Raw genomic sequence first — 15,545 nt, 5'->3', positions numbered from 1 at the left:
CTTGTATGTCCCTCTTGTTCTATAGTGCCTGCGCCTGGCCTGGGGTTGAAGGGGTATTTACCGAACCTGGCCTGGGTAGAGGATTGAAGTTCTTGATTTCATCAGGGTGGTAAATCATATTTTTATATCGGTTCACCTGGAAATGATGAGCACCGGAAACCAAAAGCCCGCAAGGACTCCAGTGTCCAACAAAATGAATGTTACTTCCCACTGGTTCAGTCCAACTAGAAACCTGAGATGAGGATAGATAGCCCTTAGAAAAGCTAATCCCAATCAATGAAATCTGCCTAACTCTTGCCCATCCCAATCCTAAGGCTGACTCTCAAGGTGTGATTTCTAGGGATATAGAGACCTGATCTGACTTGTCAATCATTTTGGGGTGATAGTGAACCGAGGCTAGGGCGAACAAGACTTAGGAATCATTGGGGGCCGGGAATATTCCTCAACCTTAGAGGGCAATTGCATCGAGCTAGTTGGGCTGCAAAAGACTTGTGAGACTGCCGCCAATCCAAGTCGATGCATTAGAATACTAAAGCGAATAAATTGTGAAAAGAATGTGAAAAGTTCTCCCGCCACTAGTTCCGAGTCACACCCCCTAGAAAAATCCTCACCACCAGACCTACTGCCCCCGATTACAATCAGTAAAATCTATCCTTGGCGAGAATTTTTTGTTGCCTTCCTGACCGTATTTTTAGCTGAACTGGGAGATAAAACTCAACTGGCCACCTTGCTAATGGCAGCGGAGTCCCAGGCCCCGTGGGTTGTTTTTTTGGGTGCAGCCTTAGCTCTGATTCTGACCAGTTTAATTGGGGTCTTTCTGGGACGCTGGCTTGGGCAACGACTGGCTGCGGATAAGCTCCAAACCGCCACCGGGGTCAGTCTATTGGTGATTGCTGTTTTATTGCTCTGGGATGTAGTGCATCTTTAGACCACCTAGCACCATCTGCCTGATTGTTAGGCCGGTTCTACGGGAGCCATGGTTAATCCTGCTCGCTTGAGTTGTAAATGATAGAGTTCTGCTTGCTCTTGGGGGCCGACCCAGACAATGGCCAGACCCTCAAAATGAACTTGATTGGTTAACTCCCAGGCCCGGTCACTGGTCATATTCGGGATATAGGCCATCAACGACTCAGCCACGTGTTGAAACGTATTAAAGTCATCATCGAGAACAATCACCTTGTAATTGGGGTAAGGCTTCCGGGTCGTAGTTGTTGCCGCAGCTTGACGTTCTTGAGGCAGGGTGACAGCCATAGGGTCAATCTAAATCCATCACAAACATTAAATGTAGATTCAAGTTTCTATTATACCAGTCCCGAAATAATCTCCTGATCCGCACCCACAAAAGAGCAAACCCCATGCAGTTAGCACAGGGCCTGATTCAGATCAAAAGGGTTTGAGAGCACAAGAACCGAGCAATTCAACCTAGAAATTGAGTTCGGCTGCTTGAACTTTCTCCACTTGTTTCTTCTTGAGAACCAGCATAATTTGGGAAATCGTAATCGCCCCAAAAAACACCAACAACCATTTAATCCGGTTCGGGTCTTGAAGCACAATTTCGGCATCATGCTGACCAAAACCGCCCACATTGGGATTTGTGGTCAAAGCTTGGCCGGCAGCGACCGTATCACCCTCAGCGACAATCAATTCGGGGCCGGGAAGAACCGTTTCCGTGACTGAATCCCCAGACTCTTCGGTGATCGCAACGGCATAGCCCCCATCATCGGATTTAGTAATACTGGCAATGGTGCCGGCGACTGGGGCCGTAAAGACATTGTTATTACTCTTGTCACCCGTGGGATAGACTTGACCGCGGCCACGATTCCCCCCAGCATGAACCGAATATTTCCCAAAGTGAATGGCTTTGTCGGAGTTGGGATCAGGAGACAGAACTGGGAAAATAATTTCTTGATATTGCTCACCGGGCAAGGGGCCCACCAAGACAATGTTTTGCTTATCGTCACTGTAGGGCTGATAGTAAACCCCGCTAACTTTTTCTTGCAATTCTTCCGGAATCCGATCCGGGGGAGCAATCTTAAACCCTTCTGGCAACATCAACACCGCACCGACATTCAACGGGCCTTTGTCACCATTGCCTAAAACTTGCTGCACACTTTTGTCGTAGGGGATTTTGACCACCGCTTCAAAGACAGAATCCGGCAGCACGGCCTGGGGGACTTCAATTTCCGTGGGTTTGGCCGCTAAGTGGCAGTTGGCACAGACAATCCGACCTGTGGCTTCCCGTGGAGATTCATAGGCCTGTTGAGCATAGAAGGGATAGGCCGCCGCGGGTTGCATCCAGGCCAGTTGGCCCAGACCCAAGACCACACAGAGAGTTAAAACACTAGTTAGAGATTGAATTAAGGTTTTCATCATGGTTGTTTTCATTACGACCTAAGCCCACCAAGGTTCTTTGCCAGTCCGAAAATCGGTCTCAGTCCAAGGGGTAAAGACCACTTTGTCATCGGTGACAGTTGCATTGGCCAAGGCCAAAGATAGGGGAGCCGGCCCCCGAACCACTTTACCCGTACTGTCATATTGAGAGCCATGACAAGGACAGATAAATTTGTTTTCGCTGATATTCCAGGGGACAACGCAACCCAAGTGGGTACAGACCGCATTGAGGCCGTAATTGGCAATAGTGTGATCTTCTGTGACGACGATATAGGTCGGATCACCCTTCAGGCCTTGGGCCAAAGACCGATCACCCGCCAGATGTTTTTCCAAGTAGGCACTCACCAGAATGTCATTACCCAGTTCATCTTTGGCCACCAGGCCACCCCCTGCTCCCCCGGAAGAAGGCGGAATGAAGTAACGAATCACCGGATAAAGGGCCCCCAAAGCAGTACCAGTGACGGCACCAAAGGCCAAAAGGTTCATAAACTGCCGCCGCCCCATATCGGGAACATCAGCGGATGTAGAGAGTTGAGCCATAGGTAGATATTTTGTTAAGGAATCAAAAGTAGATGAGCGGCAAAATGATTGCAATTGTTAAGCTTATTATCACATTGGATGCTCTTTCTAGCAGAAATTAGGAAATGATGTTGCGAATTGTAAACTCACTGCCATCTTGAACGGAAAAAGGGTCTTCACAATGCTTTCCCTAGGGATCAAACACGTTTCCTGGCCCTAATTCCCCTCCCAGAGTCGCCGCCGTCCAGGCCCCCGTAATTGGCTATGGGTCTCCCGCAAGAGGGCTGGAATATTCAACTGGCTGGGGCAGCGGGGCAAACAATCTCCACAGTCTGTACATCGCGCTCCTTGGCGACCCGGAAACCAATGGCCCGCTTTTTCCAGCATCTGATAGCGATAGGTTCCATACTCTTCCATCCCCAGGCCCACGGTTAAATTCCGTAATCGTAAAATTTCAGGAATGGCGATTTCTTCGGGGCAGGGTAAACAGGCCTGGCATTGGTGACACCGTTCTAATCCTAGGGTGGCCTGGAGATGGTCTTCAATACGCCAAAATGCAGCTTTTTCAGCATCCGTCAGGGGATGGGTTTGATCGGCAACTTCGAGGGGAAAGGGGACTTCATCCGGGCCGGCTGGGCCAAAACTGAGGGTGGTGATGCCGGGTTGACTCAGCAAGAAGCGGTAGGTGAGATGGAGGGGATGAATCGGGTGGCATAGTTCCCGCAGTTGGGGTGAAGGTTGATAGAGGAGGCCGCCTTTGTCCGCTGGAGAAATAATAAAAACTCCCATGTTGAAGGCCTGGGCTAACTGAATGGCGGGGGCATGACGTTGAAAAAAATAGTTGTAGTGGAGATTAACAAAGGCAAATTTACGGGATTCTATGGCCTGGCAAATTAACGCCAATGATCCGTGGGTGGAAAAGCCAATTGCGCCAATTTTTCCGACTGCTTGGGCTGTTTCTAACACGGGTAAACAAAACTCTAAAGCCCAGGCCAGGTGCTCCGGGGTATTAATCCCATGAATCGCCACGTTATCAATGTAGTCCACTCCCAACCGTTGCAATGAGCGATCTAAACGGGCAGCAAATTCCTGGGCATTGGGGACGGGTAAGAGTTTGGTTGTGATGTAAATGTCTTGACGGTTGATGGTCGTTTGCAGGGTCTGGGCCAAAATTAACTCACTGTCGCCATAGGCCTGGGCTGTTTCAATGTGGTTGGCCCCGAAGTCTAGAGCCGTTTTAATCACTGCCAAAGCTGCCGCCTGATCAGCCAGATAGCGCATGGTGCCGAGACTAAAGACAGACAGGGTTTGCTGGGTTTGGCCCCATTGCCGATATTGCATGGAAGGGAATAGGGAATAGGGAGACTAACTGGCGGAGGAATCTTCTAAATCTTGATCCTGTCCTTGATGGGTAAAGTCCTCAGGGCGAATCTTATCCAAAAACTCCCGAAAGGCCTGGCGTTCCGCTTCATCGGCATCGCGATCCACGGGGATAGAGGCATCGGCAACCACTTCTTCTAAAACCCAAATCGGGCAATCACAGCGCACCGCGAGGGCAATGGCATCACTGGGACGGGCATCAATTTCTTTTTTAATCTCCCCTTGCCGGAGGGTTAACACTGCGTAGTAGGTATTATCTTGCAAGGAATGAATCACGACCCGATCTAAGGTCATCTCCCAGGCCTGGAGGATATTCGTCATCAAATCGTGGGTCAGGGGGCGGAGGGGTTTTTCTTGTTCCAGGGCGAGTAAAATCGCCTTAGCTTCTGCTTGCCCAATCCAAATCGGCAGGGCCCGGCGTTCTGTCCCATCTTTGAGGAGGACAATGGGGGTACGAGTGGCCGCATCGAGGGCAATTCCCGCAACTCTCATTTCAATCATTGACCTGACCTCAGCAAACGTTAGGGACAGATAATCAACCCATGCCCTTGATCCTACTTCATTCATCCTCAGGGGATCGGGAGAATTTCCAAAGCGCAGGGGAGAAGTGGCTAGTCCTGGGGGGGAAGATTCAGGCGATCTCGCTCGAGGGAGGCTAAAAACCGTTTCTGGACGCTATCGGCGGCAATTTCCAGCAGTTTATCCATTGGGGTATCGTGAATAAACTTAGACGCGGCCTGGATATACTCCCGGTTGGGACATTTTTCCCCTAAAACACAACCATTCACACAGGCCTCGGCACAATTGATCGCGGGAGTTGGTGTTTCCATAACTCATCTCCTTAGGACTAACATCAGGCATCTCTCCCAGTATGATAGGGCGGTTGCTGAATATCATCCCCTTCACCCTTGACTCAAGATCAACCCAATCAGGCCAGCAAACCCAATGTAATAAAGGGCAGGAGCTAACAGCCACCGAATTAAAACCCCTTCTAAGCCCAACAGGCCCACAGTTGCCGCCGCCGCCACAATATTTGGGACACAAATCACATTCCCCGCCGAAGCCCCCACACATTGCAACGCCAAAATTAAGGGAGCCGAGAGATTAAGCTTTTCGGCCATGCCAAACTGAAACAGGGAAAACATCATATTACTAACGGTGACACTCCCCGCCACAAAAGCCCCAATCAGGCCAACCACTGGCGCAAACAAGGGCCAACTATTGCCCACCAGCAGGGCCAACCCATCCGCTAATTGCAAAGGCATACTGTCTATCCCCTGGGCATTAGTCCCCGAATTGATGAATACCCTGGCCAACAGCACCGCCGCCCCTAAGGCCAATGTCACGTTTAACAAAATGGGCAATGTCCTCTGAAACGCCTGTTGCAAGGTGGGCCATTCCATCCGATGTAAAAAGTAGGTAATGGCGACTACAAACAGCAAAATTGTCGGTGGTAAATAAAGGGGTTGGGTTGAGACCGTTAAGCTTGTTCCAAAGAGGTTGCTCCAGGTAGGTTGCCAGGCCTGTAACCCGGCTTTTAAGGGGGGAATGATACGGGACAGGACGAGGAAAACTCCCACTAACCCATAGGGCAACCAGGCCAAAACCGGATTCATGAGGGCCTGGGGAGATTTAGCAAGACTATCGGCCGGGGCGGCTTTAGACACATCCCAAAACTCAGCCCATTGGTCGCGGGGGGGAAAGTCCCAAATTTCGGCCGGAGCAAACCACCCCTGGCGAGCGACAAAGACCGTGATCCCCAATCCCACCAGTCCCCCCACTAAGGTCGGAAATTCTGGGCCAATGAAAATCGCCGTCAGCAGATAGGGGACAGTAAAGGCCAAACCGGCAAACAAGGCAAATTTCCAGGCCCCCAGGCCCGCTTTCCAAGACTTTTCGGCTCCAAAAAAGCTCGTCAGGGTGATGGCTAAAATCAGGGGAATAAACGTGCCTACCACCGTGTGAACAATTGCCGCCTCAATGCCCACCTGTCTTAGAAACAGATCAATGTTGCCGCCAAAATTACTTAACGCGTTCTCAAAGTCTGGTACGCCCTCTAACCCGGCCCGGATGCCAATCACAATCGGTGTGCCTACAGCCCCAAATGTAGATGGTGTGCTTTGAATAATCAGGGCGATCATCACCGCGGCTAAGGCTGGAAACCCAATCGCGACCAACAGCGGCACACAAATCACCGCCGGAGTCCCAAACCCAGACGCGCCCTCAATAAAACTGCCAAATAACCAGGCAATAATCATCGCTTGGATGCGCCGGTCTGCTGTGATCGAGGTTAAACTTTGGCGAATGGCCGGAATTGCCCCCGAGGCCTGGAGGGTATTTAGCAGCAAAATCGCCCCAAAGACAATGTAGAGAATTTCCAGGGCAATCCCGCCCCCTTGTACCGTTGCCGCCGCCACCCAGTTAAAAGGCACACCCCAGAGAAACAGGGCAATCAACACCGTCACCCCGTAGGCAATAGGCATGGCTCGATTGGCGGGAAAGCGCAATCCAATCAGGAGCAGAAATACAGTCAGAATTGGAATCAGGGCAATTAGGGCATAAATCACAGGAGAATGGGGAGTGCATCATTTGGCATACTACTAGACAGACTGGATTTACAAATAGTTGGATATGTACCGTGGGGAAATCTAGTTATGGTATGGGAATTGCCCATAAGCAAGTTATGCCTTAATGCAGTCCACTTACAGAGTTGATTAATGCCTTTCTTCAACTGCCCCTGTGGAGGATTAGTAATGTCTCAAAATCGCACTTCAGAATTAAAGGCTTTTATCAGTGGAGTCATGAGTTCCTGGGATATTTTGGGGGCAACTAGCAATTTAGAGAGCATGAGGCATAAACCACTTCGCCGCCGTTATCGTGTGTTATGGGGGGTGATTTAAGAAGCGCTCATAATGACTTGCTCCAGGCTCATCAGCGATTTGTCAAAGAAAAGAAACTCGAATATCGTTGTGACTCAGCCAGCCCCATCCCCCCAAACTCAAGAACCTTTAGCCGGGGTTGATGACTAGTAACTCAACTCTGGGCCTGATGCAATAGGTGAATAGCTTGCTTGAGAATCCGATGCTCTTGGATCTGGATGCGGCCATGAAGACTTGCGGGATCGTCATCGGGAAGGACTGGCACAGCGGCTTGCACCAAAATTGGCCCACTATCCACTTCCAAACGAACGAGATGGACAGTACAGCCTGTAATTTTCACCCCAGCAGCTAAGGCCTGTTCAATGGCATTCAGACCCCGAAAACTGGGGAGTAAACTGGGATGTAAATTCACCACCCGGTCGGGAAACGCATCCAGTAAAACTTCGGTCACAACCCGCAGCCAGCCAGCCATGATCACCCAATCCACTTGATACTCTTGCAATACCTTCACAATGGCCTGGTCAAGGTCAGTCCGGCGGGAAAAGTCGCGATGGTTGAGGAGTTGACTGGGAATCTTCCAGGCCTGGGCTTTGTCTTTAACCGTTGCCTGGGGATTGTTATAAATCAGGACTTTAATTTCAGCCGGGAGTTCACCTTGGGCAATACCTTGGGCCAGGGCTGCGAAATTACTGCCTGTTCCCGAGGCTAAAACACCGAGCTTTAAGGGCGGGAGGGGGGAATTTGATAATCGGCCAGCGGGTGACAGGAGGGCATCAAGGGCATGGGTCATGGGAAATTAACGAACAACCAAGGGAGTTTGAATTTGCGTTGCCAAGAGTTCTAAGCTTTTAGCCACAATTGGATCCTTAGGACTGGGAATAGCCTGGGGGTTTAAGCGTAATTCTTGATCCATCCCTGGGCTTGCTGGCACAATTACATCGGGAATAATTCCCTGTTGGGCAATGTCGCGACCACTGGGGGTAAGATAACGGGCAACAGTGACAACTAGGGCAGAGCCATCGGACATCTCATGGACGGCTTGGACACGGGCTTTGCCAAAGGTGTGAGTCCCCACCACTAAGGCTCGTTTCTGATCTTGTAAGGCTCCGGCTAAAATTTCACTGGCACTGGCGGAATTATTATTGACTAAAATCACGAGAGGCAGATTAGTGAGGGCCGTTTGATTTGCACGCACTTCTTGGGCTTGATCCTGTTGTTGACGAATCCGGACAATCACGCCACTGGGGAGCCACTGCCTCGCAATATCAATCCCCGCATCCAAGAGGCCACCTGGGTTATAACGCAAATCCAGAATAAAGCCTTGGACTTTGGACTTTTTCAAGGCCTGGACTGCGGCGGCCATATCCTGACTGGAGGTGGAATTAAAGCCACTTAAACGAATATAACCAACGGCAGTCCCCGCCAAGGAGAAGGTTTGGTATTGAACAGTGGGGTCAATTTTACCTTTGCGCTCAATTTCAACGATGAATGGCTTTTCGTTGCCCCGCTTGACGGAAAGTTTCACCGCTGAACCGGCCGGCCCTTTCATCAGGGTTTGGGCCCGCTCCAAGGTCAGTCGATCTGTGCTGCGCCCATTAATGGTGACAATTTCATCCCCGACTTTCAAGTTCGCCTTTGTCGCCAGAGACTGGGGCACAATGGCCGCAACCCGAAGAATATCTCCATCCTCTTGTAAAACCAGGCCCACATCCACCTGCTCTCCTTGGGTCTGCCGCATCAGTTGACTATATTCACGGGGAGGCAGGAAGCGAGTATAGGGATCGCCGAGTCTGGCTAAGGTTTGTTGAATCACCGCATAGGCCTGGTCAGGACTACTGTAGCTGCGGGAGAGGAGATCGGTGCGGAGTCCTTGCCAATCCTGTTCGTTAAATTGGGGATCAATGTAATACTGATTCAAAAATTGCCAGGCCTCATCTACTAAGGCTTTGGGGGAATCTTGGAGAGGAGCCGTTGAGCCAGGCGCTATCCCCCAACAGAGTCCAACTAGCCCCAGACCTAACCCCAGGCCAGATTGAATGATCTTTTTCTTAAATGCAAAATGAAAAACAGTTTTCCAGGCCTGTTTCCAATTCTCAGACGTTAATTCCTCAGACACCCCGGCCATAGTTGCAACCCAATGACTGTTTTTAAGGAAATGGCTAGATAAATTCTACTGTGGTAATGACTGCCATCTTAACGAATTGATCCGTGATCTGGACTACGGGCAGCCAAAGATGTTAATGCGGAATCATTAAGGTCACAAAACCGCCAATCTGCGAGTACTTCCCCCCCCAGTCCAGCCCCCAACCAGGGATCTACTTCTCCTAAGTTCACCCACCATTCCAAGCGGCCATAATTGCGCTGAGAACAAAGTCTGGCCAGGCCCCGCAGTTCAATTTCAACGAGATCAGAATTACTGGCCCCTAAGGTTCCAAAGTCAACACGATCCGCCACAAACAGGCCAGGCTGGGTTAAAAACGTGGAGTAACTGGTGTAGGTACGGATAACTCCGGTTGGATCGGGGTGATCTGAATTATTCTTTGTTAACTCAATTAAAGCCGCCTCGGTCAATCTGCCAATCCGGGCCTGGGGATAAATCATCGCGCCCAACTGCTGATAAAACTGAATCGCCGGGGTATTGTCTGCTAAAACTGTCCAGCGCATGGCATTCCCCCCCCGTTGTCGAGTCAAATTTGCCAGAAATGCTAACAGTGTTTGCCCCAGGCCCTGCCGCCGAAATGCTGGAGAAATATAGAGGTCTTCCAAATACAGACCATGCTTCAAACCACTGACAAAGGGAAATCCTAAACCATAGCCCACTGGTTCACCCTCCCATTCGACGATCCAGGCCTGGGCCATCACAGGGGGTGTAAACAAGTGCTGATGAAGCTGGGCTGGGGTTCCAGTGACGGTATGAGCCAGGTTTTCATAGGCCGCTAACTCTTGGATAAAGCCAAAAATTACTTGCTCATCCCCAGGCCTGGCCGGACGGATGCTTGGCTCCATAGATTTGAGAATTTGGATCATGGTTAAGATACTCCCCAGGCCGGATTCGAACCAGCGACCAATCGGTTAACAGCCGACCGCTCTACCACTGAGCTACTGAGGATTAAGGACAATTACTTACTATAGTGGCAATGGGGAACCCCTGACAACCCCTATTTTTCCGAATGTCTCTTTAATTTCTCAGTTATGTCCCAGGCCGATCCCAATCGCTATTTACGGTTAATGCCTCTTGCCGCTGGAGTTGTGGGGGGTGTCCTGCTACTACTAAATCGGCTAACCAGTGTTGAGTTAACGACATCCCAGGCCCGCTCCGATGTAGTAGGGACAATTTTGGGGGCATTTCTGATTTTGACAGGTCTTATTTGGCAGCAAGTTCAACCCCGTCCGCCGGAATCCGTCACCTTAAATGGCACAGAACAATTTGACCTTTTAGAGACGCTCCCCGATGCCTTAAAACTCGAACTGGCCTGGGCCTCCCATAGCTTACTCACCAATACTCCAACCCAAGCCCTCGTGATTTGGTATCGCGGCCAAGTCCTCCTCCGGCGGGGAATCTTACCAGAGACAACCCTGACAACCCCCGGCCCGATTGTGCAGCAAGCCTTGACCAAGGAACGCCCCATTTATTTGGTTAAACTCCCCCTCTATCCCGGCCGGGTTGAATTTGATTATTTGCCGGACAATACCCAAGGTCTGATCTGTCAACCGTTGGGAAAAGCAGGGGTTTTGATTTTAGGTGCCAATGCCCCGCGCAGTTATACTCGCCAAGATGAACGTTGGGTTACCGCCATTGCCGAGAAGATAGCCCAGGCCTGTGAAAGTACCCTAACACCTCAGTCCTGACGATCAGCCCAACAGCCGCTTAAGACCCCAGGCCCTGCACATCCTTGATAATTCGGGATAACTCACTCTTTTCATCTACCGCAATCCGAGTTGGGGAGCCACTAATAATCCGCTCAAAGTTCCGGAACGAGTCTTTAATTTCTGCCCCTTGTTCGGTGATCACATATTCCCGAATCCCTTTGTCATGCCAAGAGCCACGCATCTTAAACACGTTCAAGGCTCGAGACATTTCACCCCGAATTTCCACATATTGCAGCAGAATAATCGAGTCCGTAATTGTCGAAATATGGGATTCCGTAATCGAGTTTGACCCCATGAATTGATCGGTGGTGTTGGTAAAAAATCCTGTGAGTTCTTCCTGTTTAGCAAACCCCGTCACCCCAATCACAAACTGGCGAAAGGCGTTATTGCTCACCCCCCGATCCAACGCAGATAACGAGTCAATCGCAATTCGGGAGGGCTTAAAGTCAGCAATTTCCGATTTGATAATTTGCAGGTGATCCTCTAAGCCGGCCGACTCAGGATAGGCACAGATAATCCGTAACAGTCCCTTTTGCTCCATATCTTCAAAATCAATTCCCCAAGAGGAGGCATTGCGTGAAAGTTGGGCTCGAGATTCTTCATAGGCAAACAACAAGGCCCGCTCCCCAGATTTACAGCCCGTTTCCAGGAATTTACTGACCAAGAGGGTTTTTCCAGTTCCCGTTGCCCCCGTCACCAAAATAATTGAGTCCTTAAAGAAGCCGCCACCGCACATCTCATCCAGTTTTGGCACCCCAGAGGAGACCCGGACATTGGAGGAACGTTGAGTTAAGCGCATGGCCCCAAGGGGGAAGATATTGATCCCTTCCTGGGTAATCGTGAATGGATATTCCCCCTTCATGTGGGTTGTGCCGCGCAGTTTGAGGATTTCTGCCGTGCGCCGCCGCCGTTCCCCTTCTAAGACATTGCGGAGAATCACCACATTATCGGAAACAAATTCTTCAACGCCAAACCGCGCCACTGGCCCATACTCATCCACTCGCTCCGTAGTCATGACGGTGGTCACACCCAGTTGCTTGAGCCGGGCCGCTAACCGAAAAATTTCCCGCCGCACCACCGAGGCCGCATCGTACTGCTGAAACACTGCTGTCACCGAATCAATGGAAACCCGATTAGCTTTGTATTTGCGAATGGCGTACTGGATGCGTTCAATCAGGGCCGATAAATCAAAATCTCCGGCGACTTCCTGCCCTTCCGGATCCGGGGAGGCATCGAGAATAAACAGCTTGCCTTGATCGATCAGGGTTTGCAGATCCCAGCCAAAACTCAGGGCATTTTTAATAATGTCATTGGGGGATTCTTCAAAGGTGACGAAAACACCAGGATCATCAAAGATGGTGATGCCGTTGTAGAGAAATTGCATCGCCAAGAGGGTTTTGCCTGTCCCCGATGTGCCGCTGACTAAGGTGGTTCGGCCCTTGGGTAGCCCCCCCCGACTAATGTCATCAAAGCCTTCAATCATCGTCCGCACTTTTTCGACTTCGGTCCGGTGGCGGCGAGGCAAGGTTGGTAAATCGTCTGAATTAGAAAATGTCATAAAAAGTTATTATCCCAATCCGGTAAAACAGAGCAACCGCTCAAAAATTTTAAATCTAAACTAGAGACAAAATTAAGACGCACCGCGTTAGTCACCCTCGTCTTGGAGTAAGAAATCTGGGCCGGGATCAGATATTTCTTCATAGAGCAAATCCAGGCCAATTAAGACTTTTTCCCGATCTGAGAGATCCCCGATAATTTTCCGCACGGGCAGGGGCAAGATTTTGGCTAGAGTTGGGGTGGCGAGGATTTTATCTTCTTCAGCTAATTGGGGATTTTTGAGAACGTCAATCACTTTCAGGGCATAGACCCCCTTAAATTCTTGATCCAAAATATTGTTTAAGGTGCGCAACGCCCGGACAGAATTAGGGGTATTGCCAGCGACATAGAGCTTGAGAATGTAGGTTTTTCGCAATGGACTCATGGGACTTAGGCCTCGCGGGGAATCGAACGCCGATACATTTCGCAGAGGTGGGCAATCACATCAATTAAGGTCAACCGATAATCAAGGAGAATATCCTCATTGCGCCCCTCTAGCTTAAGCTGCTTGGCAAAATTATCCATCAGTTCGATATGAATTTCCAAAATTTGGGAGACGGAGATATCGGCCAAAAAGGCTTTAGTGACAAAGGTATCCATCAGGGTATTGACCTGACTATTTTGATGAAAATATTCCAAGATAATATGACGGTAATCGGCCTGAAGCTCGGCGACAAATTTTGCTTTGGTGGTCGCGGGCATATGCCGGAAAAACTGCTGAGTATCTCGTTTGTAATACACTCCTAAGTACCCTAAGCGTTCTTTGAGACGTTCTGAGAGGGTATTTTGGCGAGATGAGTGACTCTGGATGGTTTCGGGAGATAGATCCAAATTGGGGGGGAGGGGCAAGGGACAGGCCTGGGACAGTTTTAAGAAATGGGTAATGGCGTGATCCAAAGCAATCGGTATTTGTTCGGGGCTGGCCTGGTTGAGGATAATTTCAGCGGCATGGTAGTGGGGCGGGTCTTGGGGCGACAGTTCGGATTTCGGGCCAATTAAAACGGTGGGTAAGACGGTGGCACTGTGGTGGAGGTAGGTAAATAAATCTCCCAGGCCAGGTTGCCATTCCACAATCAAGCAATCCACCTGATGCCGATGTTGATCCAGGTAATGGCTAAAGCTGCCAATCTGCGGAAAGTTGACCCAGTGGTAGTTTTGCGGATCATGGGCAAATTCTGCGGTCAATTCTTTACTCAGGCCTGGGGAATGAACTAAGCCACAAATATTTAGACAATAGGGGCGGTTCACGGCCAGTCCACGCAAATAATCGAGATAAACTTCGGCATTTCTTAACAATTATTTTATCATCTTAACATCAAAATCTCCGGTCTAAATCTCCGGAAATGCCTGGAAAACCTTGCTAGATTAAGTCCAGACGCAACCGGAAATGAACCATGAAGCAGAAAGCAGTATTTTGTCTAGCCTTGGGCCTGGTGAGTTTCCCCCTAGTTGCTCACGCCGAACCCTACCCCACCCAAGCGGTGAATCAATTTGTCTCGGCCTGCGAAGATAGCTTCCAATCCCAAATTCCAGGCCTGGCGGCGAAAGGAGGCAATTACTGTCGCTGTGTGATCCAGGAACTCCAAACCAAGCTGACTTTTGATCAATTTAAGCAACTGGGAGGAACCCTTTCACCTAACGATAGTGCCTCCCTCAATAATCCCGTCTTGGTTGACACGGCCCAAACCTGTATGAGCAAGACCCTGCAATAGGCCTCTGTGATGAACATCTAAAGCTGGTTCTGAATTTCCTAGTTTATGCTAGAGTAATAGGCCGATAAAAATCCCATTTGGCTGTGGGATATTCTATAGTATCGCTACTTTAGGGCGGTTAGCTCAGTCGGTAGAGCGTCTCGTTTACACCGAGGTTGTCGGGGGTTCGAGTCCCTCACCGCCCATTAGAAACAAATCTGAGACAGTCTGAGAATGTCTATAAAGCCATGCTGACAAAGGATTTAAGCCTGATTGACCGTCTCAGTCAGTCTCATTTTGTCTAACACAATCTATGTTGTCTGAGGCGTAGTATCGAGGGTAGTTCATACAGTCTCAGATATGGCTACCCACAAATTAACGGACTTGGTTTGTAGAACAGTAAAGCCAACTGATAAGACTCAAAAGTTGGCCGATGGGTATGGGCTTTATTTAGAAGTCACTCCCAAAGGAAGCAAGTTATGGCGGTTTAGGTATCGCTACGAGCGCAAATTTAAGCTGATTAGTTTGGGCATTTACCCCTTTGTGAGTCTATCCGAGGCGCGGGCGGCACTGGCAGACTGTAAGCGGCTTTTGGATCAGGGCATAGACCCATCTAAAGAACGGCAAGCAACCCAGGCCTCCAAGTTTGCCAGTGAGTCGGGACGGTTTGAGGTGGTGGCCAGGGAATGGTTCAGTAAGTTTCACGCTCAATGGGCAGAGAGTCACGCCAAGGTAAATATGCAACGCCTGGAGCGGGATGTGTTTCCTTGGCTGGGAGATCGCCCCATTGTAGAAATAACTGCCAGTGAAGTGTTAGAGACACTTAATCGAATTGTTAACCGTGGAGCCATTGAGACAGCCCATAGAGTCAGAAGTTTAATTTCCCAGATATTCCGCTATGGGATTGCGACTAACCGAATTACCCATGATGTGACGGCGGGCCTGGTGGGAGCCTTGCCACCATCCCCAGAAAAGCATTTAGCGGCAATTACTCACCCCAAACGACTAGGGCAAGTCCTACGAATGTTTGATACTTACCCCGGTGGCCTGGTAGTGCGTTGCGCCCTCCAGTTAACCCCATTACTCTTTGTCCGTCCAGGTGAGTTGCGAATGATGGAATGGGCAGATATAGCAACCGTTTTCAAATATGAGAGAATAAGAATATGTCTTGGATAACCCCATGGATGAACTCAATCAATTTATAGATACAGGCCTAGAT

18 protein-coding genes and 2 tRNA genes are annotated in these 15,545 nt (G+C 49.8%); 6 read left to right on the top strand and 14 right to left on the bottom strand.

Going from position 1 to position 15,545, the window contains the following annotated elements; genetic code table 11:
• Positions 1 to 556 precede the first annotated feature (556 nt).
• Positions 557 to 928: a TMEM165/GDT1 family protein gene (locus RIF25_RS15750; protein ID WP_322879473.1), complete on the top strand. Its 372-nt coding sequence runs from the start codon at positions 557 to 559 to the stop codon at positions 926 to 928.
• Between the two features lie 26 nt (positions 929 to 954).
• Here the strand turns inward: RIF25_RS15750 and clpS are convergent, their stop codons facing one another.
• From clpS to RIF25_RS15715, 7 genes are all read right to left on the bottom strand, one after another.
• Positions 955 to 1,251 carry an ATP-dependent Clp protease adapter ClpS gene (gene clpS, locus RIF25_RS15745; RefSeq protein WP_322879472.1) on the bottom strand — a complete coding sequence of 99 codons (297 nt, stop codon included), beginning with the start codon at positions 1,249 to 1,251 and terminating at the stop codon, positions 955 to 957.
• A gap of 171 nt (positions 1,252 to 1,422) precedes the next feature.
• Positions 1,423 to 2,385, bottom strand: coding sequence for a cytochrome f (gene petA, locus RIF25_RS15740; protein WP_322879471.1), 963 nt, complete (start codon positions 2,383 to 2,385; stop codon positions 1,423 to 1,425).
• Between the two features lie 6 nt (positions 2,386 to 2,391).
• Positions 2,392 to 2,931, bottom strand: coding sequence for a cytochrome b6-f complex iron-sulfur subunit (gene petC / locus RIF25_RS15735; RefSeq protein ID WP_015123069.1), 540 nt, complete (start codon positions 2,929 to 2,931; stop codon positions 2,392 to 2,394).
• A 195-nt stretch (positions 2,932 to 3,126) separates the two neighbouring features.
• Positions 3,127 to 4,251, bottom strand: coding sequence for an aldo/keto reductase (locus tag RIF25_RS15730; RefSeq protein ID WP_322879470.1), 1,125 nt, complete (start codon positions 4,249 to 4,251; stop codon positions 3,127 to 3,129).
• Between the two features lie 24 nt (positions 4,252 to 4,275).
• The gene (locus RIF25_RS15725; RefSeq protein WP_322879469.1) at positions 4,276 to 4,791 is read right to left on the bottom strand and encodes a bifunctional nuclease family protein; all 516 of its coding nucleotides are present in this window, start codon (positions 4,789 to 4,791) and stop codon (positions 4,276 to 4,278) included.
• Positions 4,792 to 4,901: 110 nt separating this feature from the next.
• Positions 4,902 to 5,120, bottom strand: a complete 219-nt coding sequence (locus RIF25_RS15720; protein WP_322879468.1) for a hypothetical protein — start codon at positions 5,118 to 5,120, stop codon at positions 4,902 to 4,904.
• Positions 5,121 to 5,192: 72 nt separating this feature from the next.
• Positions 5,193 to 6,857 carry an L-lactate permease gene (locus tag RIF25_RS15715; protein ID WP_322879467.1) on the bottom strand — a complete coding sequence of 555 codons (1,665 nt, stop codon included), beginning with the start codon at positions 6,855 to 6,857 and terminating at the stop codon, positions 5,193 to 5,195.
• A 186-nt stretch (positions 6,858 to 7,043) separates the two neighbouring features.
• On the opposite strand from RIF25_RS15715, the gene RIF25_RS15710 reads away from it, so the two are divergent.
• Positions 7,044 to 7,190, top strand: coding sequence for a hypothetical protein (locus tag RIF25_RS15710; protein ID WP_322879466.1), 147 nt, complete (start codon positions 7,044 to 7,046; stop codon positions 7,188 to 7,190).
• Positions 7,191 to 7,323: 133 nt separating this feature from the next.
• Here RIF25_RS15710 and purN read toward each other — a convergent pair whose 3' ends face one another.
• From purN to RIF25_RS15690, 4 genes are all read right to left on the bottom strand, one after another.
• A complete protein-coding gene (purN, locus tag RIF25_RS15705; RefSeq protein WP_322879465.1) occupies positions 7,324 to 7,959 on the bottom strand; it encodes a phosphoribosylglycinamide formyltransferase in 636 nt (211 codons plus the stop codon).
• A 6-nt stretch (positions 7,960 to 7,965) separates the two neighbouring features.
• Positions 7,966 to 9,294 (bottom strand): S41 family peptidase, encoded by a 1,329-nt coding sequence (locus RIF25_RS15700; protein ID WP_322879464.1) that lies wholly within the window; start codon positions 9,292 to 9,294, stop codon positions 7,966 to 7,968.
• A 68-nt stretch (positions 9,295 to 9,362) separates the two neighbouring features.
• Complete coding sequence (locus RIF25_RS15695) at positions 9,363 to 10,196, bottom strand: GNAT family N-acetyltransferase (RefSeq protein ID WP_322879463.1); 834 nt, start codon at positions 10,194 to 10,196, stop codon at positions 9,363 to 9,365.
• A 10-nt stretch (positions 10,197 to 10,206) separates the two neighbouring features.
• Positions 10,207 to 10,278 (bottom strand) — tRNA-Asn (locus RIF25_RS15690).
• 83 nt (positions 10,279 to 10,361) lie between these two features.
• On the opposite strand from RIF25_RS15690, the gene RIF25_RS15685 reads away from it, so the two are divergent.
• Positions 10,362 to 11,018 (top strand): cofactor assembly of complex C subunit B, encoded by a 657-nt coding sequence (locus tag RIF25_RS15685; RefSeq protein WP_322879462.1) that lies wholly within the window; start codon positions 10,362 to 10,364, stop codon positions 11,016 to 11,018.
• 19 nt (positions 11,019 to 11,037) lie between these two features.
• Here the strand turns inward: RIF25_RS15685 and kaiC are convergent, their stop codons facing one another.
• The 3 genes from kaiC to RIF25_RS15670 all read right to left on the bottom strand — a co-directional run bounded on the left by kaiC (position 11,038) and on the right by RIF25_RS15670 (position 13,883).
• Entirely contained in the window at positions 11,038 to 12,597 is a 1,560-nt protein-coding gene (gene kaiC, locus RIF25_RS15680) for a circadian clock protein KaiC (RefSeq protein WP_322879461.1), read from the bottom strand.
• Between the two features lie 87 nt (positions 12,598 to 12,684).
• Positions 12,685 to 13,020 carry a circadian clock protein KaiB gene (gene kaiB / locus RIF25_RS15675; RefSeq protein ID WP_322879460.1) on the bottom strand — a complete coding sequence of 112 codons (336 nt, stop codon included), beginning with the start codon at positions 13,018 to 13,020 and terminating at the stop codon, positions 12,685 to 12,687.
• Positions 13,021 to 13,025: 5 nt separating this feature from the next.
• Complete coding sequence (locus tag RIF25_RS15670) at positions 13,026 to 13,883, bottom strand: circadian clock protein KaiA (protein ID WP_322879459.1); 858 nt, start codon at positions 13,881 to 13,883, stop codon at positions 13,026 to 13,028.
• A gap of 146 nt (positions 13,884 to 14,029) precedes the next feature.
• On the opposite strand from RIF25_RS15670, the gene RIF25_RS15665 reads away from it, so the two are divergent.
• The 3 genes from RIF25_RS15665 (at position 14,030) to RIF25_RS15655 (ending at position 15,502) form a co-directional block, all read left to right on the top strand.
• Entirely contained in the window at positions 14,030 to 14,347 is a 318-nt protein-coding gene (locus tag RIF25_RS15665; protein ID WP_322879458.1) for a hypothetical protein, read from the top strand.
• Between the two features lie 112 nt (positions 14,348 to 14,459).
• Positions 14,460 to 14,532 (top strand) — tRNA-Val (locus RIF25_RS15660).
• 154 nt (positions 14,533 to 14,686) lie between these two features.
• Positions 14,687 to 15,502 carry a tyrosine-type recombinase/integrase gene (locus RIF25_RS15655; protein WP_322879457.1) on the top strand — a complete coding sequence of 272 codons (816 nt, stop codon included), beginning with the start codon at positions 14,687 to 14,689 and terminating at the stop codon, positions 15,500 to 15,502.
• Positions 15,503 to 15,545 lie beyond the last annotated feature (43 nt).

Origin of the sequence: Pseudocalidococcus azoricus BACA0444, from assembly GCF_031729055.1 — a bacterium.
Classification (GTDB): domain Bacteria; phylum Cyanobacteriota; class Cyanobacteriia; order Thermosynechococcales; family Thermosynechococcaceae; genus Pseudocalidococcus; species Pseudocalidococcus azoricus.
The sequence above is the reverse complement of the archived record's forward strand: the minus strand, read 5'-3'. Positions and strand labels throughout refer to the sequence as shown.

Bases quoted from the DNA above. Each gene is read 5' to 3' on its own strand.
- clpS (WP_322879472.1), bottom strand. From the start codon at position 1,251: ATGGCTGTCACCCTGCCTCAAGAACGTCAAGCTGCGGCAACAACTACG.
- petA (WP_322879471.1), bottom strand. From the start codon at position 2,385: ATGAAAACAACCATGATGAAAACCTTAATTCAATCTCTAACTAGTGTT.
- petC (WP_015123069.1), bottom strand. From the start codon at position 2,931: ATGGCTCAACTCTCTACATCCGCTGATGTTCCCGATATGGGGCGGCGG.
- RIF25_RS15730 (WP_322879470.1), bottom strand. From the start codon at position 4,251: ATGCAATATCGGCAATGGGGCCAAACCCAGCAAACCCTGTCTGTCTTT.
- RIF25_RS15725 (WP_322879469.1), bottom strand. From the start codon at position 4,791: ATGATTGAAATGAGAGTTGCGGGAATTGCCCTCGATGCGGCCACTCGT.
- RIF25_RS15720 (WP_322879468.1), bottom strand. From the start codon at position 5,120: ATGGAAACACCAACTCCCGCGATCAATTGTGCCGAGGCCTGTGTGAAT.
- RIF25_RS15710 (WP_322879466.1), top strand. From the start codon at position 7,044: ATGTCTCAAAATCGCACTTCAGAATTAAAGGCTTTTATCAGTGGAGTC.
- purN (WP_322879465.1), bottom strand. From the start codon at position 7,959: ATGACCCATGCCCTTGATGCCCTCCTGTCACCCGCTGGCCGATTATCA.
- RIF25_RS15700 (WP_322879464.1), bottom strand. From the start codon at position 9,294: ATGGCCGGGGTGTCTGAGGAATTAACGTCTGAGAATTGGAAACAGGCC.
- RIF25_RS15695 (WP_322879463.1), bottom strand. From the start codon at position 10,196: ATGATCCAAATTCTCAAATCTATGGAGCCAAGCATCCGTCCGGCCAGG.
- RIF25_RS15685 (WP_322879462.1), top strand. From the start codon at position 10,362: ATGTCCCAGGCCGATCCCAATCGCTATTTACGGTTAATGCCTCTTGCC.
- kaiC (WP_322879461.1), bottom strand. From the start codon at position 12,597: ATGACATTTTCTAATTCAGACGATTTACCAACCTTGCCTCGCCGCCAC.
- kaiB (WP_322879460.1), bottom strand. From the start codon at position 13,020: ATGAGTCCATTGCGAAAAACCTACATTCTCAAGCTCTATGTCGCTGGC.
- RIF25_RS15665 (WP_322879458.1), top strand. From the start codon at position 14,030: ATGAAGCAGAAAGCAGTATTTTGTCTAGCCTTGGGCCTGGTGAGTTTC.
- RIF25_RS15655 (WP_322879457.1), top strand. From the start codon at position 14,687: ATGGCTACCCACAAATTAACGGACTTGGTTTGTAGAACAGTAAAGCCA.